Source organism: Mesorhizobium sp. M1C.F.Ca.ET.210.01.1.1 (assembly GCF_004791585.1).
Classification (GTDB): domain Bacteria; phylum Pseudomonadota; class Alphaproteobacteria; order Rhizobiales; family Rhizobiaceae; genus Mesorhizobium.
In genome coordinates this window covers 1-21364 of record NZ_SRUU01000039.1, presented here as the reverse complement: position 1 = coordinate 21364, position 21364 = coordinate 1, and the positions used below count along the sequence as shown (strand labels likewise).

Sequence of the window (21364 nt, the reverse complement as noted above, 5' to 3'; positions counted from 1 at the left end):
TTTCACAGAAAGCTCTGCGGGTCGATGTCGACCTGCACGCGCACCGAGCCGCGCAGCTTCGGTCCATGGGCCAGCATGGCGCGAATGAACCCCTGCATGTCGGCGCGCCGCTCGCCCTGCACCAGCAGGCGAAAACGGTGGCGGCCGCCGATCAGCGACAGCGGCGCCTCGGCCGGACCGAGCACGAAGAGATCGGAGGCTTGTGGTGCCGCCCGTCTCAATCCCCGCGCATGGCCTTCGGCCTCGCCCCGCGTCGCGGCGCTGACGATGATGCCGGCGAGCCGGCCGAAGGGCGGCAGCGCCGCCCTTTCGCGCTCGGCGATCTCGCGCTCGTAGAAAGCCTCCGAATCGCCGGAGACGATTGCCCGCATCACCGGATGGTCCGGCTGGTAGGTCTGTAAGAGGCCGAGGCTCTTCTTGCCGGTGCGGCCGGCGCGCCCCGTCACCTGGCTGAGCAGTTGGAAGGTGCGCTCGGCGGCGCGCGGATCGCCGTTGGCGAGGCCAAGATCGGCGTCAACCACGCCGACCAGCGTCATGCCGGGAAAATTGTGGCCCTTGGCGACGAGCTGCGTGCCGATGACGATGTCGGCCTCGCCGTTGGCGACGGCCTCGAGCTCGAGCCGCAACCGGCGCACGCCGCCGAGAAGGTCGGACGACAAGACGATGGTGCGCGCCTCCGGGAAATGGCCCACCACCTCCTCGGCGATACGTTCGACGCCTGGCCCGCAGGCGACAAGATGATCGAGCGTACCGCATTCCGGGCAGGCCTCCGGCCGCCGCTCATTGTGCCCGCAATGGTGGCAGACGAGCTGGCCGCGAAAGCGATGCTCGACCAGCCAGGCCGAGCACACCGGACAGCCGAAGCGATGGCCGCAGACGCGGCAGAGCGTCAGCGGCGCATAGCCGCGCCGGTTGAGGAAGAGCAGCGACTGCTCTCGTCTCTCCAGCGTACGCTGCATCTGCTCCAGAAGGAGGGGCGACAGGAAGCCGCCGCGCGCCGGCGGAGCGCGGCGCATATCGATCGATTTGAGGTCGGGAAGCGCCGCCTCGGCGAAGCGCGACGAAAGCACCGCTCTGGTGTAGCGGCCCTGGCTGGCATTGACGCGGCTCTCGACAGAAGGCGTCGCCGAAGCGAGCACCACCGGGAAGCTGCCTATATGGCCGCGCACCACCGCCATGTCGCGGGCGTTGTAGAAGACGCGGTCCTCCTGCTTGTAGGCCGGGTCGTGCTCCTCGTCGACGACGATCAGGCCGAGTTCCTTGAACGGCAGGAACAGCGCCGAGCGCGCGCCGGCGACGACGCGCACGCCGCCTTCGGCCACCTGCCGCCAGACGCGCTCGCGCATCCTCGGCGGCAGGTCCGAATGCCATTCCGCGGGCTTGGCGCCGAAACGGTCCTGGAACCGTTCCAGGAAGGCGTGGGTGAGCGCGATTTCCGGCAGCAGGATCAGCACCTGCCTGCTCTTGTCGAGCGCCGCCGCCACCGCTTCGAAATAGACTTCCGTTTTGCCCGATCCGGTGACGCCGTCGAGCAGTGTGACGTTGAAGGCCTCGGCGGCGACCGCGGCGCGAAGCGTGTCGGCGGCGGCCCTCTGGTCCGGCATCAAGTCCGGCACGGCATGGCCGGGGTCGGGCGCCGCCACCACCGGCCGTGGCGGGATCATCACCGTTTCGAACACGCCTTGCGCCCTCAAGCCGTCGATGACGGTCGAGGAGACGCCGGCTGCATGGGCGAGGCCGGAGCGCGTCCAGGCCAGGCCGCCTTCGGCCGTCTCCAGCACGCGCCGCCGCGCATCCGTCAACCGGTCGGGCTCGGCAAGCGTGCGCTGCAGCCCTTCGATCCAGGGCTCCGGGTCGAAGGCTTCGGGGGCCCGGAGCAGCATGCGCGCCACCATGCCGGGCGCCGACAGCGTGTATTGCGCGATCCAGTCGACGAAACGGCGCATCGCCTTGTCAATCGGCGGGCAATCGAAGACCTCCTCGATCGGCCGCAGCTTCTTTGGATCGACGGTTTCGACGACGCCGTCCCACACGATGCCCGCGACCTGGCGGGGACCCAATGGGACGCGCACGATCGAGCCCGGCACCACGCGCATGCCCTGCGGCACGGCATAGGTGTAGGGCCGTTCGGCCGGCATCGGCACCAGCACCGGTGCTGCTGCGACAAAGGGCGAATCTTCCATCATCACGCGTGACCTTGCCCCGACTTTGGTCTAGAGCAAAGGCCGACCCGCAACGTGCCCCTGCGGCACCAGGAAATCCCCAAGGAGACTGCCATGAAATTTTTTGTCGACACAGCCGACATCAAGGAGATCAAGGAACTGAACGATCTGGGGCTGCTCGACGGCGTAACCACCAACCCCTCGCTGATCCTGAAATCGGGCGGCAGGATCGCCGAGGTGACGAAGCAGATCTGCGACATCGTCGAAGGGCCGGTTTCGGCCGAGGTGGTGGCCACCGAGTACAAGGACATGATGGCCGAGGCCGAGGTGCTGGCCAAGATCGCGCCGAACGTCTGCATCAAGGTGCCGCTGACGCTGGACGGGCTGAAGGCCTGTAAGACGATCCGCACCGAGATGAAGCGCATGGTCAACGTCACGCTCTGCTTCTCGGCCAACCAGGCGCTGCTTGCCGCCAAGGCCGGCGCCTCCTTCATATCGCCCTTCGTCGGCCGCATCGACGATACCGGCTCCGACGGCATGGAGCTGATCTCGGAAATCCGCACCATCTACGACAATTACGACTTCAAGACCGAGATACTGACGGCTTCGGTGCGCACCGTGAACCACGTCAAGCAGGCGGCGCTCATCGGCGCCGACGTCGTGACCGCGCCGCCGGCGACGCTGAAGGCGCTGGTCAACCATCCGCTGACCGACAAGGGCCTTGCCGCCTTCCTCGCCGACTGGGCCAAGACCGGCCAGAAGATCGGCTGACTTCGTCTCTCGTCAAAAGCAAAAAGGCCGGGCAACCGGCCTTTTCTTTTTGGTGACGCAATGCCTCTGCCGATCAGGCCTTCTTGTGCTTGGCGAGGTCCTGGGCGATCGAAAGCCGCAGCATGTCGGCGAGCTCGCGGGCGGCGCGGTTCTCGGCGTCGATCTGCGCCCGGTAGGCCGCGAACTCCTGGCGCGGCCGGTCGAAGGACGACGGGATCGAGCGCTTGCCGACGGCGATCACCGTACCGGTCGCGGTGTCCCTGAGAACATAGTTGGCCGTCAGCGTCACGGTGCCCGCCGTCGGCTCGTCCTCTTCGGTCTGCACCTGGACGATGGCCGCCGATTCGACAAGCTCGGTGACGCCGAGATCGAGCGTGTAGACCGGCGACACCGGCTCGCCCGAACCCTGGCCGAAAGCGAAGATCAGATTGTTGCGCACCTGCTGGCCGTAGCGCGTGCCGACCGGCTTGATCGAGATCGAGCCGAGTTCGGCCGCGGCACCGACCTGCGATCCGGCGGTGAGCGGCTGGCTGGAATAGAGCGGCCGCACCGTGCAGGCCGAGACCAGCGCAAGCGAGGCGACGGCGCCGCAGAGAGCCGCGCGGCGCAGCAAACGCGCTGCCTGTGACTTTTCCGGATCAGGCAACGACATTGACGATCCTCTGCGGGACGATGATCACCTTGCGCGGGGCCTTACCATCGAGCGCTTTCTGCACGAAGTCGAGGGCCAGCACCGCTTTTTCGACGGCACCTTGATCCGCGTCGCGGGCAATTGTCAAATCCCCACGCTTCTTGCCGTTGACCTGCACCGGCAGCACGATCTCGTTGTCAACGACCAGAGCCGGGTCGTAGGCCGGCCACGGCCGTTCGGCGACCATCTCCGTGCCGCCCAGCTCTTGCCAGCATTCCTCCGCCAGATGCGGCATCACCGGCGCGATCACATGCACCAGGATTTCCACCGCCTCGCGACAGGCGCTCTTCAGCGCCGCGTCGGCCTTGCCTTCGGCGACGTCGTTGAGCGGCGCGGTCAGCGCGTTGGCAAGCTCGTAGATGCGCGCGATCGCCCGGTTGAAGCCGAGCTTTTCGATATCCTCGCCGATCGCCTTCAGGATCTTGTGCGCGGCCTTGGAGACGGCGCCCGCCTCGCCTTCCCGCGCCGCCTCGGGCTTGACGCCAGGAAGCGATTCGGCCGCGATCTGCACCAGGCGCCAGATGCGCTGGACGAAGCGGTGCGCGCCGGCCGCGCCATCGTCGGTCCATTCGACGTCGCGTTCGGGCGGCGAGTCCGACAGCATGAACCAGCGCGCGGTGTCAGCGCCGTAGCCATCGGTGATCTCTTCCGGGCTCACCGTGTTCTTCTTCGACTTCGACATCTTCTCGAGCGCGCCGATCGTCGCCTCCTCGCCGGTGGCGATCTCGATGGCGCGACGCTTGCCGCCGACATCCTCGATCCTGACCTCGCCCGGCGACAGCCAGCGCCCATTGGTCGACGAGCCGCCGACACGATAGGTCTCGTGAACCACCATGCCTTGCGTGAAAAGGCCCTTGAACGGTTCGGCGAGATTGAGATGGCCGGTCTCGCGCATGGCGCGGGTGAAGAAGCGCGAATAGAGCAGATGCAGGATCGCGTGCTCGATGCCGCCGATATACTGGTCGACCGCCAGCCAATCGTCGGCCGCCTTTGGCTCTGTCGGCTCGTTGGCCCAGGGCGCGGTGAAGCGGGCGAAATACCAGGACGAGTCGACGAAGGTGTCCATCGTGTCGGTCTCGCGCCGCGCGTCGCGGCCGCATTGCGGGCACTGCACATGCCGCCACGTCGGGTGGCGGTCGAGCGGGTTGCCCGGACGGTCGAACTCGATGTCGTCGGGCAGCCGGACCGGCAGGTCGGCCTTCGGCACCGGCACGACGCCGCAGGCTTCGCAATGGATCATCGGGATCGGGCAGCCCCAGTAGCGCTGGCGCGAGATGCCCCAGTCGCGCAGGCGGAAATTCACCTTGCGCTCGCCCATCGGCCGGCCGCCGATCGTCTTCTGCTCGAGCAGCTTCGCCACTTCATCGAACGCCCGCTCCGGCTTCAAGCCGTCGAGGAAGCGCGAATTGATCATCACGCCGTCGCCGTCATAGGCCTCCTCGATGATCTGGAAGGTCTTGGCGTCGGCATCTTCCGGCATCACCACCGGGATCACCGGCAGGCCGTATTTGTTGGCGAAGTCGAGGTCGCGCTGATCGCCCGACGGGCAGCCGAAGATGGCGCCGGTGCCGTATTCCATCAGCACGAAATTGGCGACGTAGACCGGCAGCGTCCAGTTCTCGTCGAACGGATGGACGACGCGGATGCCGGTGTCGAAGCCTTTCTTCTCGGCCGTCTCCAGCGCCGCCACCGAGGTGCCCATATGGCGGACCTCGTCGATGAATTTCGCCAGCTCGACATTACCCTCGGCGGCCTTCCTGGCCAGCGGGTGGTCCGCGGCGACCGCCATGAACGAAGCGCCGAAGATCGTGTCCGGCCGGGTCGTGTAGACCTCCAGCTCCTGCATGTCGCCGACAGGCGCTGCCAGCGGCCAGCGGACCAGCAGCCCTTCAGAGCGGCCGATCCAGTTGTGCTGCATCAGCTTGACCTTTTCAGGCCATTCGTCGAGGCGGTTGAGCGACTCCAAGAGATCCTGCGCATAATCGGTGATCTTGAAGAACCACTGCGTCAGCTCGCGCTGCTCGACCAGCGCGCCCGAGCGCCAGCCGCGGCCGTCGATGACCTGCTCGTTGGCGAGCACCGTCATGTCCTCCGGGTCCCAGTTGACCTTGGAGGATTTGCGCGTCACCAGCCCCTTCTCGACGAAATCGAGGAACAGCATCTGCTGGCGGTGGTAGTAGTCGACGTCGCAGGTCGCGAACTCGCGCGCCCAGTCGAGCGACAGGCCCATCATCTTGAGCTGCTCGCGCATGACGGCGATGTTCTCATAGGTCCAGTCCTTGGGATGGACCTTGTTCTGCATCGCCGCGTTCTCGGCCGGCATGCCGAAGGCGTCCCAGCCCATCGGGTGCAGCACGTTGAACCCCTTGGCGCGCTTGTAGCGCGCCACGACATCGCCCATCGTATAGTTGCGGGTGTGGCCGATATGGATCTTCCCCGACGGATAGGGGAACATCTCGAGCACGTAATATTTCGGCTTCGGGTCGTCGTTCCTGGCCTCGAACAGCTTCTTTTCAGCCCAGGCCTTCTGCCATTTGGGCTCTGACGTGCGCGGATTGTATCGTTCGGTTGCCATCGGATGTTTTTCACTTAAAAGCGGTACGCGGCGCCGGACACGGCCGGCAGCCGAGGAAATGTCGTCGCGGTGTTCACCATGGATTGCCGGACCCGTCAACTGCGGCGATCCGGCGTTGGCGCTAAATGATAGGCAGGATATGGGCATGACGAGTGCCGTCGAACAGCTTCTCGCGGTCAAGGCGAGGATCGCGAAGGCCGAGCGCGAGGCCGGGCGCGAGCCTGGCGCCGTCACGCTCGTCGCGGTGTCGAAGACCTTTGCGGCCGACGATATTGGCCCTGTGATCGAGGCGGGCCAGCGTGTCTTCGGCGAGAACCGTGTCCAGGAAGCCCAGGGCAAATGGCCGGCGCTGAAAGAGGCGTTTCCCGATATCGAACTGCACCTGATCGGTCCGCTGCAGTCCAACAAGGCCAGGGAAGCGGTGACGCTTTTCGACGTCATCGAGACGGTCGACCGCGAGAAGATCGCCGCCGAGCTTGCCAAGGAGATCGCCAGGCAAGGCCGGACGCCAAGACTCTATGTCCAGGTCAACACCGGCTCCGAGCCGCAGAAGGCCGGCATCGAGCCGCGAGAGGCCGTCGCCTTCGTCCAGCGTTGCCGCGAGGTGCATGGCCTCGCCATCGAGGGCCTGATGTGCATCCCGCCGGCCGACGAGAATCCCGGCCCGCATTTCGCGCTTCTGGAAAAGATTGCCCGCGAGGCCGGGGTCGCAAAGCTCTCGATGGGCATGTCCGGCGACTACGAGACCGCGATCGCCTTCGGCGCCACCAGCGTCAGGGTCGGCTCGGCGATCTTCGGCAGTCGCACCTAGAGCAATTCCAGGAAAAGTGTGTAACGGTTTTCCGTCCGGAATGCGCAAAAAACAAATAGTTAGAGCGGTTCGGCGATTCTATGAATCGCTGAAACGATCTAGCGTCTCCGCGCGACTTTCCTTTCACGATCTCGTTATAGGCCGGCCAGCCGAGCGATATCGTTGCGCCAGCGCTTGAAACGAAACGGCCCGTTCCTATTTCCCTCATGTCATTCAATCCTGCTCAGGGAAATTCCACCATGCGCTACAACCAGCTTGGCAACACCGGCCTGTTCGTCTCCGAACTCTGCCTCGGCACCATGACCTTCGGCGCCGCCGGCGAGAACGCTCAATGGGGCCTCATCGCCAGTCTCGACCAGAAAGGGGTGAACGAGATCGTCGGCCGCTCGATCGCCGCCGGCGTCAATTTCTTCGACACCGCTGATGTCTATTCCTTCGGCCAGTCCGAGCGGCTGCTCGGCCAGTCGCTCAAGGATCTCGGCATCAGGCGATCGGACGTCATCATCGCCACCAAGGTCCACGGCATCATGGGCAGCGGACCGAACGAGCGCGGTTCCTCGCGCGGTCACATCATGGATTCGGTCGACGCCAGCCTCGAGCGGCTGCAGCTCGATCACATCGACCTCTACCAGTTGCACGGCACCGATGCGGTGACGCCGATCGACGAGACGCTGCGGGCGCTCGACGACCTCGTCGCCAGCGGCAAGGTCCGCTATGTCGGCGTCTCCAACTGGCAGGCCTGGCGCATCGCCAAGGCCCTCGGCATCGCCGAGCGCAAGGACTATGCCCGTTTCGAGACGGTGCAGTCCTACTACTCGATCGCCGGCCGGGATCTCGAGCGCGAGATCGTGCCGCTGCTCAACGAGGAAAAGCTTGGTCTCATGGTCTGGTCGCCGATGGCCGGCGGGCTGCTCTCCGGCAAGTACGGTCCGGGCGCGCCGGGCAATGGCGAGGGCCGCCGCGCCAATTTCAACTTCCCGCCGGTCAACGAGGATCGCGCCTGGGCGGCGGTCGCCGTCATGCGCGAGATCGCCAGGAAGCACGATATCAGCGTCGCCACGGTGGCGCTGGGCTATGTGCTGGCCAAGCCGTTCGTGATGAGCGTCATCATCGGCGCCAGCCGCATGGACCAGCTCGAGCAGAACCTTGCCGCGACGGGTCTGAAGCTCGATGGCGACGATCTTGCCAGGCTGGACGAAGTCAGCGCGCTGCCTGCCGAATATCCGGGCTGGATGCTGGAGCGGCAGGCAGCCGGCCGACGTCCCGCGCCTTTCGTGCCGAAGGCCTGATCGTTCGCGATATCAGCCGCCGTACAAGGGCCGCGCATTACCGGATGCGCGGCCTTTTATATCCGTACCGTCTCGACCAGAAAATCGAGGAAGGCCCGCACCCGCGCCGGCAGGTGCTTGCCCTGGCCGACATAGACGGCGTGCGTCGGCTCCTCGTCGCCGGGATTGAATTCCTCAAGCAATGGCACGAGCAGCCCGGCGGCAATGTCAGGCTCGACATGCCAGCGCGCCAGCCGCGCGATGCCGGCACCGGCCAACGTCGTGCGCCGCATCGCTTCGCCGTCGGTCAGCGACATGTTTCCGACAATCGGCAGAATGATCGATTTGCCCGCCGCATCGACGAAGGGCCAGCCTTCGATATGCCTGGCGAAACCGAAGGCCAGCATGTTGTGCCGGGCGAGATCGGAGAGTGCGCGCGGCGTGCCGCGTGATTCCAGATAGGCAGGGGACGCGACCAGCACCATCCGGCTCTGGCCGAGCTTGCGCGCCACCAGCCGCGACTCGCGCAACGGCCCGGCGCGGATCGCGACATCGGCGCGCTCTTCCAGGAGGTCGATGACACTGTCTGTCAGCACGGCTTCGACGAAGATCTCGGGATAACGCTCAAGGAAACGCGGCAACAGCGCCATCAGCCGGTGCTGGCCGAACGGCACGTAGCTGTTGACCCTCAGCCTGCCGCGCGGCGCCGCGCCCGCCGCCGCTTCACGCTCGGCGGCGTCGAGGTCGGCGAGGATGCGCAAGCCGCTTTCGTGGAAGGCAGCGCCTTCCGGCGTGAGCTGAAGCCTGCGCGTCGAGCGGCTGATGAGCCGCGCCCCGAGCCGCGCCTCCAGCCGCGCGATCAGCTTGCTCACCGCCGACGGCGTCATGCGCAGCGCCCGCGCCGCGGCGGAAAAGCTGCCCGCCTCGACGACACGGACGAACACTTCGATCTCGCCGGAACGGTTGATTTCGGGTCTCGCCATTCATGAATCTATTTCACAGAAAATATGCCTCATGCAAGGCTGGTTCACAGGTTGGCGGATCACGATCTTCCGGTCGGGGCGCGGGACTGGGGCGTCCTCTTCCGACCAACTGGACCACCGCCATGCCTCTTGCACTTTATGCCCTCACCGCCGGCGCCTTCGGCATCGGCGTCACCGAATTCGTCATCATGGGCCTGCTGCTCGATGTCAGCGCCGATCTCGGTGTCTCGATCTCGGCCGCGGGCCTGCTCATTTCCGGCTATGCGCTGGGCGTTGTCGTCGGTGCGCCGCTGCTCGGCGCGCTCACCGGCCGCCTGCCGCGCAAGACCTTGCTGCTTGCCTTGATGGTGGTCTTCACCGTCGGCAACCTCGCCTGTGCGCTGGCGCCCGGCTACTGGACCCTGATGGCGGCGCGCGTGCTCACCGCCTTTGCCCATGCCTCCTTCTTCGGCGTCGGTTCCGTCGTCGCCACCAGCCTTGTCGCGCCGAACAGGAAGGCTTCGGCGATCGCACTGATGTTCACCGGCCTCACCGTCGCCAACATCCTCGGCGTGCCGTTCGGCACCTGGCTCGGCCAGGCCTATGGCTGGCGCTCGAGCTTCCTTGCCGTCACGCTGGTCGGCGTTGTCGCCTTTGCCGTGATCGCGCTGCTCGTGCCGCGCGACGAGCCGGGCGGGGGCAACGAGGACGAAAGCTCCGAAGGCACGCTCGCCGTGCTGGGCCGCCGGTCGGTGCTGCTCGGCCTGTTGACGACGGTGCTGAGCTGGGTCGGCGTCTTTGCCGCCTTCACCTACCTGGCGCCGATCCTCACCCGCATCAGCGGCTTTTCCGAAGCCGCCGTGTCGCCGATCCTGCTCGTCTTCGGCGGCGGGCTGGTCGCGGGCAACCTGCTTGGCGGACGCCTGGCCGACCGGCATCTGATGCCGACGGTCATCGGCACGCTGGTTGCGCTGTCGGCCGTGCTGTTCGTCATGACCGCCGCCATGCATCAGCCCATTGCGGCAATCATAGCAGTCGGCCTGCTGGGCGCGGCCGCCTTGGCTACCGTCGCGCCGCTGCAGATGTGGGTGCTGGAGAAGGCCAGGGGCGCCGGCCAGGGCCTCGCCTCCTCCTTCAACATCGCCGCCTTCAATCTCGGCAACGCCATCGGCGCCTGGCTCGGCGGCTTCGTCATCGACCATGGCCCGGGCCTCGGCGCCGTCACCCTTGTCGCCGCGCTGGTACCGCTCGCGGCGCTTGCCGTGGTGCTGCTGGCGCTGCGCTTCGAACGCGACCGCGCGCTTGGCGAGCCTGCTCCGGCCCAGTGCTGACCGGCTCAATTCCGTCTCGACATCCCAAGGAGAACAATCATGGAATACCGACGTCTCGGCGCCTCCGGCCTGAAAGTGCCGGCCCTTTCCTTCGGCGCCGGAACCTTCGGCGGCTCCGGGCCGCTGTTCAGCCACTGGGGCAACAGCGACGCCAAGGAAGCCCGCCGGCTGGTCGACATCTGCCTGGAGGCCGGCGTCAATCTCTTCGACACGGCCGACGTCTATTCGAACGGCGCTTCGGAGGAAGTGCTGGGCGAGGCGATCAAGGGTCGTCGCGATGCGGTGCTGATCTCGACCAAGACCGCGCTGCCGATGGGAGACGGCCCGGCCGACTACGGCTCGTCGCGCTCGCGGCTGATGAGGTCCGTCGACGCGGCGCTGCAGCGTCTCGGCACCGACTATATCGACCTGTTGCAGCTTCATGCTTTCGACGCCGCGACGCCGATCGAGGAGGTGCTGTCGACGCTTGATGACCTCGTGCGCTCCGGCAAGCTGCGCTATGTCGGCGTCTCCAATTTCTCCGGCTGGCAGGTGATGAAGTCGCTCGGCCTTGCGGACCAGCATGGCTACCCGCGTTATATCGCGCACCAGGTCTATTACTCGCTGGTCGGACGCGACTATGAATGGGAGCTGATGCCGCTTGGCCTCGACCAGGGCGTCGGCGCGCTGGTGTGGAGCCCGCTCGGCTGGGGCCGGCTGACCGGCAAGGTCCGCCGCGGCCAGCCGCTGCCTGAAAGGAGCCGGCTGCACGATACCGCTGATTTCGGCCCGCCGGTCGAGGACGAGCATCTCCACAAGGTCGTCGACGCGCTCGAGGCGGTCGCCGCCGAGACCGGCAAGACCGTGCCGCAGGTCGCCATCAACTGGCTCCTGCAGCGGCCGACCGTGTCGTCGGTGATCATCGGCGCACGCAACGAGGAGCAGTTGCGCCAGAACCTCGGCGCCGTGGGCTGGGCATTGACGCCGCAGCAGATGAAGGCACTCGACGAAGCAAGCGCGGTGACCGCGCCCTATCCTTACTTCCCCTATCGGCGACAGGAAGGCTTTGCCCGGCTCAATCCGCCGGCGGTGTGAGGGATGCGATCGGCTGAACGGCAGCCTTGCTGCCGTTCAGTGCAGGACGAACTCGCCGTCCACCTTCCGCCATTCATTCGGCGCGATCAGCGTCTGGTGCGTGTAGGTGACCGAATGCAGCGGCCCATCGAGCCTGGTCTTCCAGAATTCGATGAAGCGGATCAGCACCGGAAATTTGGGAGCGATATCGTAGTCCTGCCAGATATAGCTCTGCAGCAGATGCGGGTGGTCGGGGAAGTGATAGAGAATCTTGGCCGTGGTCAGCCCATAGCCCCTCAGCATCAGGTCCATTTCGGAATGGTTGCGCATCGCAGCCCCCTTGGGTCGATCTCCTTTCCTCCCAGCGCGAACTGTGCGCCTCGTTGTTTAACTGTCTATTGATTTTAGCAGCTCCGAGGCTAGTTTTCCATCGGCAAAACAGTCAGTTAGCAGCGACAGGCGGCGAGTGCTGACAGGCATTCCGCCATGCCCCTGCGTCATCCCGCCGCGCGAATCCAACGTCTAATATTGCCGTCACGGCGGAACTGTTAATAATGCGCGCGAATTCGCGGCCCATGCCGCGATGCCGCGGGCAATCCAAGCCGGCGGAATGGTTTGGGAGGAAATGAAGAAATGTCCGAGGATCATGTCCATCGCGTCCAGCCGGTGTGGAAGAAGAACGCGCTGATCGACAACGAGACCTATCTCAAATGGTACGCTGACAGCGTGAAAAATCCGGACAGGTTCTGGGGCAAGCACGGCAAGCGGATCGACTGGTTCAAGCCCTTCACCAAGGTCAAGAACACCTCCTTCGACGGCAAGGTCTCGATCCGTTGGTTCGAGGACGGGCTGACCAACGTCTCCTACAACTGCGTCGACCGCCACCTGAAGAAGCGCGGCAACCAGACCGCCATCATCTGGGAAGGCGACAACCCCTACGACGACAGGAAGATCACCTACAACGAGCTTTACGAGCACGTCTGCCGCTTCGCCAATGTGATGAAGAAGCACGGCATCAAGAAGGGCGACCGCGTCACCATCTACATGCCGATGATCCCGGAGACGGCCTACGCGATGCTCGCCTGCACGCGTATCGGCGCCATCCATTCGGTCGTCTTCGGCGGTTTTTCGCCCGACGCGCTCGCCGGCCGCATCGTCGACTGCGAATCGACCTTCGTCATCACCGCCGATGAAGGCCTGCGCGGCGGCAAGACCATTCCGCTGAAGGAAAACACGGACAAGGCGATCGACATCGCCGCCAAGAACTTCGTGATGGTCAACAAGGTCGTCGTCGTTCGCCGCACCGGGGGCAAGGTCGGCTGGGCTCCGGGCCGCGACGTCTGGTACCACGACGAAATCGCTTCCGTGAAGGCGGAATGCAAGCCGGAGAAGATGAAGGCGGAGGACCCGCTGTTCATCCTCTACACCTCCGGCTCGACCGGCAAGCCGAAAGGCGTGCTGCACACCACCGCCGGCTATCTCGTCTATGCCTCGATGACGCACCAGTACGTCTTCGATTACCATGACGGCGACATCTACTGGTGCACCGCCGATGTCGGCTGGGTCACCGGCCACAGCTACATCGTCTACGGGCCTTTGGCCAACGGCGCCACCACGCTGATGTTCGAGGGCGTGCCGAACTATCCGTCTCAGTCGCGCTTCTGGGACGTTGTCGACAAGCACAAGGTCAACATCTTCTACACCGCGCCGACGGCGCTGCGCGCGCTGATGGGCGCCGGCGACGCCCACGTGACCAAGACCTCGCGCAAGTCGCTGCGCGTGCTGGGCACGGTCGGCGAGCCGATCAATCCGGAGGCCTGGGAGTGGTATTTCAACGTCGTCGGCAAGAGCAAGCTGCCGATCGTCGACACCTGGTGGCAGACCGAGACCGGCGGCATCCTGATCACGCCGCTGCCCGGCGCCACCGACCTCAAGGCGGGTTCGGCGACACGGCCTTTCTTCGGCGTCCAGCCGCAGCTGGTCGACAGCGAGGGCAAGGTGCTCGAAGGAGCTGCCGACGGCAATCTCTGCATCATCGACGCATGGCCCGGCATGATGCGCACGGTCTATGGCGACCACGACCGTTTCGTGCAGACCTATTTCTCGACCTACAAGGGCAAGTACTTCACCGGCGACGGCTGCCGTCGCGACGCGGACGGCTACTACTGGATCACCGGCCGCGTCGACGACGTCATCAACGTCTCCGGCCACCGCATGGGCACGGCCGAAGTGGAGTCGGCGCTGGTCAGCCACGACAAGGTCTCGGAAGCCGCCGTCGTCGGCTATCCGCACGACATCAAGGGCCAGGGCATCTACTGCTACGTCACGCTGATGGCCGGCACGGCGTCGGGCGAAGACCTGCGCAAGGAGCTCGTCGCCCATGTCCGCAAGGAGATCGGCGCGATCGCCACGCCCGACAAGATCCAGTTCGCGCCGGGCCTGCCCAAAACCCGCTCGGGCAAGATCATGCGGCGCATCCTGCGCAAGATCGCCGAGGACGATTTCGGCACGCTGGGCGACACCTCGACGCTCGCGGATCCGGCCGTGGTCGACGACCTTGTCGCCAACCGCCAGAACAAGAAAGCTTTATGACGGAGCAGGCGGCACTTGGCACCGTCAGCCAGCTCTGGCGCTATCCGGCGAGCTCGCTCGCCGGCGAACGCCAGGACGCGCTTTCGGTCGGCCGCGAAACCATCGACGGCGACCGTATGTTCGGCCTCGTCGACGCCTCGGACAACGAGATTGCGCGACCCGACCGCGACGCCAAATGGCACAACGTGCCGCGTATCCGCACTCGGCTGACCAACGACCGCGAGCTGGAGGTAGCCGTCCCCGGCGGCCACTGGCTGCGCGCCCCCGGCGCCGAATGCGACCGTGCCGTGTCTGCCTTTCTCGGCTTCACCGCCTCGATCCGGCCGTTCGATCGCGAAAACGCCGCGCCCGGTTATGCCGGCCCGCTGACGGCCGCCCGTTATCGCAAGGCGCCGATCCACCTGCTGACCATCGCCTCGCTGGCGCGGCTGAAGGCGCTGCATCCGGAAGGCGCGCCCGATCCGCGCCGCTTCCGCCCCAACATCGTCGTCGACATGGAGCCGGTCGAAGGCTCCTTCCCGGAGACGGAATGGGTCGGCCGCAAGCTCGCGGTCGGCGACCTCCTGCTCACCGTCTCGGAGCCTTGCCGCCGCTGCGGCTTCACCATCATCGCGCAGGAAGGCTTCGACAACGATCCCGGCATCCTGCGCAACCTGGTCCGCTACAACGCCCACAATCTCGGCGTCTACTGCACCGTCGACCGGCCGGCACGTGTCGAGATCGGCGCGCCGATGCGTTTCGTCTGACCAGTCGCCCCCCCGCTTCTACCGATAGAGATCGACCCGTGTCGGCGGCAATCCGCTGGGACCACGTGCGCGCTTCGTGGCGACGGTCTGAAAGATCTGCGCCGAGGCGCGCTCGAAGGTGATCGAGCAGCCGGTGAGATAGAGCAGCCAGAGCCGCGCCTTCGCCTCGCCTACCTCGGCGATCGCCTCATCGAAGCGCGCGTCGAGACGCTCCGCCCACAGGCGGCAGGTACGCGCGTAGTGCTCGCGCAGGTTCTCCACGTCATGGACGAGGAAGCCATGCGCTTCGAGGTTGCCGAGCGTCATGCCGATCGTATCGAGCTCGCCGCCGGGGAAGATGTATTTGATCAGCGCCTTGTATTCCGGCCCCTTGCGCAGGGTCTTCCTGATGTCGCCCTTGCTGCGCCTGGTGATGGCATGGTGCAGATAGATGCCGCCGGGCTTCAGCAAGCGATTGACGGCCGAGAAGTAGGCAGCGTGGTTGGCAAGCCCCAGATGCTCGAACATGCCGATCGACGAGATCTTGTCGAAGGTGCCGGAGAGCTCGGCATAGGACTTTATCTCGATGGTGATGCGGTCCTGCAGCCCCTCGGCGCGAATGCGCTCGCGGGCAAGCTCCGTCTGGGCCTCCGACAACGAGACGCCGTGACCGACGACGCCGTAGTTCTTCGCCGCATGGATGAGCATCGCGCCCCAGCCGCAGCCGATGTCGAGCAACGTTTCGCCCTGCTTCAGCCTGAGCTTGCGGCAGATGTGGTCGAGTTTGTCGACCTGCGCCTGGTCGATGCCATTGGCGAAGTCCTTGAAGTAGCCGCAGCTGTAGACCATGCGCTCGTCGAGGAAGAGCCGATAGAAGGCGTTCGAGATGTCGTAATGGTGCTGGATCGCCTCCTTGTTCGACCCGCTGACGAAAGGCTTGCGGCCGGAAAGATCGCTGCGCGCCGTCATCTGTTTCCGCGAGAAAAGCACCGCCGGTAGGTCGCGCAGGATCGCCAGCTTGGGCAGGGATCTGAGCCTCGTCTTGAGCTTGCCTTGCGACGGCAGGGCATAGAAATCGAACAGCGTGCCCTCTTCGATATCGAGGGTCTTGGAAATCCACATCTCGACCAGCGTCGAGAAGGTCGGCCGGCGAACCAGTTGCCAGACGATGTCCTGATCGTTGATGGCGAGTGCCGGACCGCCGGCGGGACCGATCCGCTCGCCGGTCCACAGCCTGACCGCAAAGCCCGGCTTCAGCGTTTCGACGACCGTTCGCACGATCCGCGCAGCTCTGTCAGCGGCGTCCATTCCCACCTCCCGGTGCGGCGCAAACTGTCACGACGCCGCATCCGGATTATGTCGGGAGCTCAACGAAATTCAAAGGTCGAGGGAACGAGAGAGAGTTGACCGCCGGATCGCCGCCGGCGGAAGCTCCTTGGCACAAGGCATTCCGGCAATGCTACGCAACGCAGATGCCGGACACCGCAACCTTCTGAAACAGGTGTGGGGAAGCTGCGGCCGAGGACGGATAGGCCGAGATCTTCGCCCTGAACTCCGGATGCATGAACGCGGCCCTGAAATCGGCCGTCGATTCCCAGACGGCGTAGTTGAGATAGGTCGGGCTGTCGCCAATGGCCCTGTGAAGCTGGGTCGAGATGAAACCCGGCTGGCGCTTCATGAAATGCGCGTCAACCTCCCAGGCCTGCAGGAAGGTCTGTTCGTCGGCCTTGTCGAGGGTGAAGACGTTGACGAGCACGACAGGGGACGCGTCGATGGCGATCTGGCGTTCGATCGGGAAGGCAGGGTCCAGCGGGCGCATGTGTGGCATGACAAGCTCCTTTCAATATGGTTTCATGATGTCAACTTGGTTCCATGCATATCTAGTAATTTGACATCATAATGTCAATATCATTCCATGGTGACAGAATGCCTGCCCCAGAACGAACGAAAGCCGCCGTTGCCTTGACCGACCTGTTCCTTGACCTTTTCAGGCTCAACAATCGCATCATTGCCGCGGGCGACAGGCTCGTCGCCGGTCTGGGCCTGACGAGCGCCCGCTGGCAGGTGCTCGGCACCATCGTCGCGGCAGACCGGCCGCAGCCGGTCGCGTGGCTAGCGCGTGACATGGGCGCCAACCGCCAGAACGTCCAGCGCATCGCCAACGATATGGCAGAGGACGGGCTTGTCGCGTTCAAGCCCAACCCACATCACCGGCGGGCGCAGCTCGTGGTGCTGACCGACACCGGGAAACAGGCATTCGACGCCGCCATGCGCCTGCAGGCGCCTTGGGTGAACTGGCTCTCGGAGGGGATCGAGGTCGGCGAACTGGAGACCACGCACTCTGTCGTGAAGGCGCTTCGCCGGAAGCTGGAAGGAGAAGCAGAAGAGCAGGCGTGACGTGGCGCGCTAGGTTGAAGGTCATGACACCGGGCGGGAGGCATTGCTCCCTCGACCGCAATCCCGACCTGTTGCGCAAAAACATCGCGGGTGGGGGATTATCCGCCTGAGGTTTGGTCATTCCGTGACGTCACCTTGTCTTTTGCCGCGGCGCACCCCATCATCTGGTTGTGTTCAACAAACCGAAAGGAGGTGATCCGATGTCGAGTGATTTCGTTTCCTATAACGTGAGCTCAGCGGATTGCACTTCCGGGAAGCAGTCTTCCCGTTAAGGCGCGAGACGCGCGGCAGGTGACGCGAAGGCGTCGCCGCCATGAGCCGCGTCATGGACGGAAACACGGAAGGCCGCCTGCTTCGTCACGAAGCGGCGGCCTTTTCCTTTCTCGCGGTCTGCCCAAGCGCGGTCAGCGGTCGATGGTGAGCTTTTCGATGTTGCGGGTGATCTCGCCGAAAGCATCTGACAGTTCGGCGCCCGTGGCGGCCTCGTAATAGTGCTTCAACGAGGAGGTGTCTGCGCTCGAGCAGTCCTTCAACACGGACTTGGCCTGATCCCGCTCGGTCGTGGTCATCGATGGATCATTGAGATCGAAGCCGATGGTGAAGACCTCGATGCCGTCGCGCTTCATGTTGTCGCAAATCGCTTCGGCATTGGCGCGCGAAGTCTCGCCCTCGTCCTGCCACGCGGCCGCGCCGCGCCCGCGGGCGAAGGCGGTGTTGAATTGGCCATCCGTCATCAGGATGGCGATCTTGGCCACCTTTTTCGGATCGAAATTGGCAGGGCCGGTGCCCAGGCGGGCATCGGCAATCGTCGCGCGCCACGACGGGGAGAGCATGTAATAGCCCCATTGCGCGGCAATGCCGCCGGCAGTCACACCCGCGGCTTGGAAATGATCGATTGCCGTGAGCAGCTTGTCCTGATCGGCGGTCAGCGGAACGAGAGCCGCGGCGGGGCATGTCCGCATGCGGTAGTCGCGGTTGACTTTGGCCTGATAGGTCTTGCCCTTGTTGTTCCGGCGAAGTGTGTCGGGGCCATCGGACGAATAGTCGGCGTAGCCTTCCTTGTCCTTGCGTTCGGTAGCGCACTTGTCGGGTGCCGTCGTGGTGGAAACCGCTACCGGCGCGTCGATCGGCGGCGGTAACTTTGGTCCATCCTGCGTTTCGACGAATACAGTGCCGGCGAGGCCGCCGGTATTGACCGCCTCGGCGTAAGGGATGATTGCCACGCGCACCCTCGGATCGTTGGGGTCCCGGTTCTGCCCCAGCAGATCCTTGACCGTTTGCGAAGCGGCCGCCTGCAGGTCGCCGATCTTGTTGGTCTTGGCGCGCCTGTTGGCGGCCATCGAGCCGGTGATGTCGAGCATCATCGCCACCTCGATCTTCTTGTCCGAATAGAGAGCGGTGGTCGACGAGGTCACACGCCGCATGTCGCCCATGCTGAAAAACGGGAAATAAAGATCGATATCGGCATGCACATCCGCCTGCACGGTTTTCGCTGTCCTGTTGATCGTGAGCTTGTCGAGCACGATCTGATCGGTTTGAAGGATGCCGGCGGTGCTGTTGGCGTCGAGGAATGCCTGCACCGATCGATTGGCATCGGCTTCCTTGATGATGCCGAGGGTGAGATCGCGTGCCGTCGAGGTCACCGCGGCGTCGACGACGCCCTGCAAGCTCGATCTCGCATTGTAGAGCTGCGAGACATTGACCGCGAATCCAGCCCCCAGCGCCAGGACCGTTGCGGCAGCCCCGAACAGAACCGCGAAATTGCCTCCGCGATCCCGGGCAAACCGGTCCATCCCACGAACGAGACCTTTGAACTGCCGCATCCTTGCGCCTCCGCTGCCTGCGGCATCGAGGCCGCTCGACGGTTGGCATTGCAGGATTTCGGCCGGACGCGGCCGCCGGGCGGTGCAAAGACGCATAGTGACCGGTTAACTTATTGTTTTTGCTTGCCCTCGGCAGACAGGAAGGTGAATGGCGGGTAAACGAAAGGACGACTGGTGAAATGCCGTTCAGGAAGCGCTTACCATGTTCTGCTGAGCGGTCGCGGCGCTTCCCGCTTCGGCACAGCCTGGCCTGTGCCGAAGCGGGTCAGCAGCGGTGCTGAAGCGTGGTGGGACAGCCGGCTGGCTTATGCCAGCATCTGCGCGCTTGCCGTGCGGTTGACGCCATGATGTGGCGGGTTGAAGCGGTTGCCTTCCTGTTCGTAGGTCCAGACCTTGAACAGGGCGAGCTTGTGCTGGCCGAAGCTGTGCAGCAGCGGCACGTCGGTGGCGTCGCGGCCGCGCGCGATCACGACGCGGCCGATCCGCGGGCAATTGTGGCGCGGGTCGAACGTGTACCACTTGCCGTCGAGGAACACCTCCATCCAGGCCGAGAAGTCCATTGGCGCGGGATCGGCCGGCACGCCGATATCGCCGAGATAGCCGTTCACATAGCGCGCCGGAATGTTCATCGAGCGGCAGAGCGTGATCGCCAGATGCGCGAAGTCGCGGCAGACGCCGACGCGCTCCTCATGCGCCTGCGCCGCCGTGCGGGTGGCGCGAGCATAACCGTAGCCGAAGGAAAGCCTGCTGTGGACATAGTCGACGATCGCCTGCACGCGGGCCCAGCCCGACGGCAGATGACCAAACAGCTGCCAGGCGCGGCCGCCGAGGTGATCCGTCTCGCAATAGCGGCTGCCAAGCAGATACACCAGCACCTCATCCGGCAGATCCGCGACAGGTGTTTCGCGCGCCAGCCTGTTGACCTCGTCGGTCTGGCCGCCGTCCTCGATCACCGCATCGTAAAGAATGCGGAAACCGCCGGCCGGCGCCGTGAAACGGCGGCAGATATTGTTGTGGCGGTCGCGATAGGTCCGGGTCGGCACGGAAGGCGAGGTGAGCACGCGCGTCTGCCGCTTGATATCGGCATGGCGGTCGGGGTGGATATCGAGGAGCGAGATGATCGGCGTCGCCGCGACGCATTCGATAGCGATTTCGTAGCCGAGCCGGATCAGCATCCCGTTCCCCCTTCGTCATTTCTTGGAAAGACTTTCCAATCAACGCTGTAACGGGTCTGTTGTTCCTGCGTCAGGTCGAAAGCCTGCCTCGCGCCTTCCCAAGCGGTGCCGGCCAGTCTATCATATTTCCAGGCTTTGCCCCTCCCCAAAAACACTCCCAGGATATCCGATGTTCTTAGGCAGAAAGTTCGCCGCCTTCCTTTTCGACATGGATGGCACGGTCCTCAATTCGATCGCAGCGGCCGAGAGGGTGTGGACGACATGGGCCAATCGCCACGGCCTCGACGTCGCAAGCTTCCTACCGACGATCCACGGCAAGCGCGCGATCGAGACGATCGCCGCATTGAATTTGCCGGGCCTGGACGCGGTGGTCGAAGCCGACGCGCTGCTCAAGGCGGAAGCGGCGGACCTCGACGGCATCGTGCCGATCCCGGGCGCCGTGGCGTTTCTGAAGTCGTTGCCGCCGCACCGCTGGGCGATCGTCACCTCGGCGCCGCGCGAGCTCGCCCTGCTGCGCATCGCGGCGGCCGGCATTCCGGTTCCCGCCATGATGGTCTCGGCCGAGGACGTCACCCGCGGCAAGCCGGCACCCGACTGCTTCCTGCTGGCGGCCAAGCGCCTCGGCGTCGAGGCGCGCGATTGCCTCGTCTTCGAGGATGCCCCGGCCGGCATCGCGGCGGGCGAAGCTTCCGGCGCCTCGGTGATGGTGATCAGCGCCACGCATGTCCATCCGGTCGTGACGCCACACGCCAGCATCGCCACCTACGACGCGCTCGGCGTCGCCACCGACGACAACGGCTGGATGGTCATCGAGCCGCAGCGCGACGCGGCCTAGGATATGCTGAGATTCAGGTCAGGTCGACGAGGATGGTGAATTCCGAGAACCGGAACGGAGCGGACTTAGAGCGCTTCAGGTTTTGACGGAAGCGTATCCGGCGTTGTTGAAGTAGTTTGAGCATTCGTCGGGTTCTATGGTGGCGACGAGGTGTCCGATGTGTCGCCAGGTGTCGTCGATGGTTCGCTTCTGG

General features: G+C 64.8%; 18 protein-coding genes and 1 pseudogene. 9 read left to right on the top strand and 10 right to left on the bottom strand.

Features of this window, described 5'->3' with window-relative positions:
• Positions 1-2: 2 nt before the first annotated feature.
• Positions 3-2186, bottom strand: coding sequence for a primosomal protein N' (locus EN853_RS29255; protein WP_127862522.1), 2184 nt, complete (start codon positions 2184-2186; stop codon positions 3-5).
• A 90-nt stretch (positions 2187-2276) separates the two neighbouring features.
• On the opposite strand from EN853_RS29255, the gene fsa reads away from it, so the two are divergent.
• Entirely contained in the window at positions 2277-2933 is a 657-nt protein-coding gene (gene fsa, locus EN853_RS29250; RefSeq protein WP_127862523.1) for a fructose-6-phosphate aldolase, read from the top strand.
• Between the two features lie 73 nt (positions 2934-3006).
• On the opposite strand, the gene lptE is transcribed toward fsa, so the two are convergent.
• Both lptE and leuS read right to left on the bottom strand, forming a co-directional pair.
• Positions 3007-3585 (bottom strand): LPS assembly lipoprotein LptE, encoded by a 579-nt coding sequence (gene lptE / locus EN853_RS29245; RefSeq protein ID WP_127862524.1) that lies wholly within the window; start codon positions 3583-3585, stop codon positions 3007-3009.
• A complete protein-coding gene (gene leuS / locus EN853_RS29240; protein ID WP_127862525.1) occupies positions 3572-6199 on the bottom strand; it encodes a leucine--tRNA ligase in 2628 nt (875 codons plus the stop codon). Before leuS ends, lptE begins: the two co-directional genes overlap by 14 nt.
• A 145-nt stretch (positions 6200-6344) precedes the next feature.
• Here leuS and EN853_RS29235 point away from each other — a divergent pair, with 145 nt between their 5' ends.
• Both EN853_RS29235 and EN853_RS29225 read left to right on the top strand, forming a co-directional pair.
• The gene (locus EN853_RS29235; RefSeq protein ID WP_127862526.1) at positions 6345-7010 is read left to right on the top strand and encodes a YggS family pyridoxal phosphate-dependent enzyme; all 666 of its coding nucleotides are present in this window, start codon (positions 6345-6347) and stop codon (positions 7008-7010) included.
• A gap of 239 nt (positions 7011-7249) precedes the next feature.
• Positions 7250-8299 (top strand): aldo/keto reductase, encoded by a 1050-nt coding sequence (locus tag EN853_RS29225; RefSeq protein WP_127862528.1) that lies wholly within the window; start codon positions 7250-7252, stop codon positions 8297-8299.
• A gap of 56 nt (positions 8300-8355) precedes the next feature.
• Here EN853_RS29225 and EN853_RS29220 read toward each other — a convergent pair whose 3' ends face one another.
• A complete protein-coding gene (locus EN853_RS29220; RefSeq protein ID WP_127862529.1) occupies positions 8356-9261 on the bottom strand; it encodes a LysR family transcriptional regulator in 906 nt (301 codons plus the stop codon).
• Positions 9262-9383: 122 nt separating this feature from the next.
• On the opposite strand from EN853_RS29220, the gene EN853_RS29215 reads away from it, so the two are divergent.
• Together EN853_RS29215 and EN853_RS29210 are read left to right on the top strand one after the other, a co-directional pair.
• The gene (locus EN853_RS29215) at positions 9384-10571 is read left to right on the top strand and encodes an MFS transporter (protein WP_127862530.1); all 1188 of its coding nucleotides are present in this window, start codon (positions 9384-9386) and stop codon (positions 10569-10571) included.
• A gap of 39 nt (positions 10572-10610) precedes the next feature.
• Positions 10611-11645, top strand: a complete 1035-nt coding sequence (locus tag EN853_RS29210; RefSeq protein WP_127862531.1) for an aldo/keto reductase — start codon at positions 10611-10613, stop codon at positions 11643-11645.
• A gap of 36 nt (positions 11646-11681) precedes the next feature.
• On the opposite strand, the gene EN853_RS29205 is transcribed toward EN853_RS29210, so the two are convergent.
• Entirely contained in the window at positions 11682-11954 is a 273-nt protein-coding gene (locus EN853_RS29205; RefSeq protein WP_127862532.1) for an usg protein, read from the bottom strand.
• A 303-nt stretch (positions 11955-12257) separates the two neighbouring features.
• Between EN853_RS29205 and acs the strand changes: the two genes are divergently transcribed.
• Positions 12258-14216 (top strand): acetate--CoA ligase, encoded by a 1959-nt coding sequence (gene acs, locus EN853_RS29200; RefSeq protein WP_127862533.1) that lies wholly within the window; start codon positions 12258-12260, stop codon positions 14214-14216.
• The gene (locus EN853_RS29195; RefSeq protein WP_127862534.1) at positions 14213-14962 is read left to right on the top strand and encodes an MOSC domain-containing protein; all 750 of its coding nucleotides are present in this window, start codon (positions 14213-14215) and stop codon (positions 14960-14962) included. Before acs ends, EN853_RS29195 begins: the two co-directional genes overlap by 4 nt.
• Positions 14963-14980: 18 nt before the next feature.
• On the opposite strand, the gene EN853_RS29190 is transcribed toward EN853_RS29195, so the two are convergent.
• Together EN853_RS29190 and EN853_RS29185 are read right to left on the bottom strand one after the other, a co-directional pair.
• Positions 14981-16249 (bottom strand): cyclopropane-fatty-acyl-phospholipid synthase family protein, encoded by a 1269-nt coding sequence (locus tag EN853_RS29190; RefSeq protein ID WP_127862535.1) that lies wholly within the window; start codon positions 16247-16249, stop codon positions 14981-14983.
• Between the two features lie 151 nt (positions 16250-16400).
• Positions 16401-16769 (bottom strand): antibiotic biosynthesis monooxygenase family protein, encoded by a 369-nt coding sequence (locus tag EN853_RS29185; protein ID WP_127862536.1) that lies wholly within the window; start codon positions 16767-16769, stop codon positions 16401-16403.
• Positions 16770-16867: 98 nt separating this feature from the next.
• On the opposite strand from EN853_RS29185, the gene EN853_RS29180 reads away from it, so the two are divergent.
• Positions 16868-17338: a MarR family winged helix-turn-helix transcriptional regulator gene (locus EN853_RS29180; protein WP_127862537.1), complete on the top strand. Its 471-nt coding sequence runs from the start codon at positions 16868-16870 to the stop codon at positions 17336-17338.
• A 404-nt stretch (positions 17339-17742) separates the two neighbouring features.
• On the opposite strand, the gene EN853_RS29175 is transcribed toward EN853_RS29180, so the two are convergent.
• Both EN853_RS29175 and EN853_RS29170 read right to left on the bottom strand, forming a co-directional pair.
• On the bottom strand, positions 17743-19161 hold the full coding sequence (locus tag EN853_RS29175) for a pilus assembly protein (protein ID WP_127862538.1): 1419 nt from the start codon (positions 19159-19161) through the stop codon (positions 17743-17745).
• Between the two features lie 305 nt (positions 19162-19466).
• The gene (locus EN853_RS29170; protein ID WP_127862539.1) at positions 19467-20336 is read right to left on the bottom strand and encodes a transglutaminase family protein; all 870 of its coding nucleotides are present in this window, start codon (positions 20334-20336) and stop codon (positions 19467-19469) included.
• Between the two features lie 169 nt (positions 20337-20505).
• On the opposite strand from EN853_RS29170, the gene EN853_RS29165 reads away from it, so the two are divergent.
• The gene (locus tag EN853_RS29165) at positions 20506-21171 is read left to right on the top strand and encodes an HAD-IA family hydrolase (RefSeq protein WP_127862540.1); all 666 of its coding nucleotides are present in this window, start codon (positions 20506-20508) and stop codon (positions 21169-21171) included.
• Positions 21172-21246: 75 nt separating this feature from the next.
• Here the strand turns inward: EN853_RS29165 and EN853_RS29160 are convergent.
• A pseudogene (locus tag EN853_RS29160) lies at positions 21247-21364 on the bottom strand (IS630 family transposase); the annotation flags it as partial.

What these genes read in the sequence shown, in the direction of transcription:
- EN853_RS29255 (WP_127862522.1), bottom strand. Translation starts at nt 2,186, where the DNA reads ATGATGGAAGATTCGCCCTTTGTCGCAGCAGCACCGGTGCTGGTGCCG.
- fsa (WP_127862523.1), top strand. Translation starts at nt 2,277, where the DNA reads ATGAAATTTTTTGTCGACACAGCCGACATCAAGGAGATCAAGGAACTG.
- lptE (WP_127862524.1), bottom strand. Translation starts at nt 3,585, where the DNA reads ATGTCGTTGCCTGATCCGGAAAAGTCACAGGCAGCGCGTTTGCTGCGC.
- leuS (WP_127862525.1), bottom strand. Translation starts at nt 6,199, where the DNA reads ATGGCAACCGAACGATACAATCCGCGCACGTCAGAGCCCAAATGGCAG.
- EN853_RS29235 (WP_127862526.1), top strand. Translation starts at nt 6,345, where the DNA reads ATGACGAGTGCCGTCGAACAGCTTCTCGCGGTCAAGGCGAGGATCGCG.
- EN853_RS29225 (WP_127862528.1), top strand. Translation starts at nt 7,250, where the DNA reads ATGCGCTACAACCAGCTTGGCAACACCGGCCTGTTCGTCTCCGAACTC.
- EN853_RS29220 (WP_127862529.1), bottom strand. Translation starts at nt 9,261, where the DNA reads ATGGCGAGACCCGAAATCAACCGTTCCGGCGAGATCGAAGTGTTCGTC.
- EN853_RS29215 (WP_127862530.1), top strand. Translation starts at nt 9,384, where the DNA reads ATGCCTCTTGCACTTTATGCCCTCACCGCCGGCGCCTTCGGCATCGGC.
- EN853_RS29210 (WP_127862531.1), top strand. Translation starts at nt 10,611, where the DNA reads ATGGAATACCGACGTCTCGGCGCCTCCGGCCTGAAAGTGCCGGCCCTT.
- EN853_RS29205 (WP_127862532.1), bottom strand. Translation starts at nt 11,954, where the DNA reads ATGCGCAACCATTCCGAAATGGACCTGATGCTGAGGGGCTATGGGCTG.
- acs (WP_127862533.1), top strand. Translation starts at nt 12,258, where the DNA reads ATGTCCGAGGATCATGTCCATCGCGTCCAGCCGGTGTGGAAGAAGAAC.
- EN853_RS29195 (WP_127862534.1), top strand. Translation starts at nt 14,213, where the DNA reads ATGACGGAGCAGGCGGCACTTGGCACCGTCAGCCAGCTCTGGCGCTAT.
- EN853_RS29190 (WP_127862535.1), bottom strand. Translation starts at nt 16,249, where the DNA reads ATGGACGCCGCTGACAGAGCTGCGCGGATCGTGCGAACGGTCGTCGAA.
- EN853_RS29185 (WP_127862536.1), bottom strand. Translation starts at nt 16,769, where the DNA reads ATGCCACACATGCGCCCGCTGGACCCTGCCTTCCCGATCGAACGCCAG.
- EN853_RS29180 (WP_127862537.1), top strand. Translation starts at nt 16,868, where the DNA reads ATGCCTGCCCCAGAACGAACGAAAGCCGCCGTTGCCTTGACCGACCTG.
- EN853_RS29175 (WP_127862538.1), bottom strand. Translation starts at nt 19,161, where the DNA reads ATGCGGCAGTTCAAAGGTCTCGTTCGTGGGATGGACCGGTTTGCCCGG.
- EN853_RS29170 (WP_127862539.1), bottom strand. Translation starts at nt 20,336, where the DNA reads ATGCTGATCCGGCTCGGCTACGAAATCGCTATCGAATGCGTCGCGGCG.
- EN853_RS29165 (WP_127862540.1), top strand. Translation starts at nt 20,506, where the DNA reads ATGTTCTTAGGCAGAAAGTTCGCCGCCTTCCTTTTCGACATGGATGGC.